The sequence below is a fragment of the Limosilactobacillus panis DSM 6035 genome, from assembly GCF_001435935.1.
Lineage (GTDB): Bacteria > Bacillota > Bacilli > Lactobacillales > Lactobacillaceae > Limosilactobacillus > Limosilactobacillus panis.
Window position 1 is genome coordinate 1 of sequence record NZ_AZGM01000107.1, and the last position, 239, is coordinate 239.

Sequence of the window (239 nt, forward strand, 5' to 3'; positions counted from 1 at the left end):
GCAAAATAAACCGGAGTACCAGTTCGCTGCTCAATTGCCTGGTAGTTAGCGAACTCTTTACCATGATCTACGGTAAGCGTCTTGAGCTTGTCTTGAAGTTGACTAGCTAGTTCAAGTATGGCTTGAGTCATGGACTGACTGTCGCGACCATGGAGCCGTTTAACAATTGTCAGGCGACTCTTACGCTCCACAAAAGTAGCCACAGCTTGGCCTTTACGTTTGCCAGAAAGTACGGTATC

At 47.3% G+C, this 239-nt stretch carries 1 protein-coding gene; it reads right to left on the reverse strand.

Annotated features, from left to right (window positions below):
- A partial coding sequence (locus FD32_RS06855) for an IS30 family transposase (RefSeq protein WP_156410647.1) occupies nt 1-239 on the reverse strand: 239 nt, incomplete at both ends.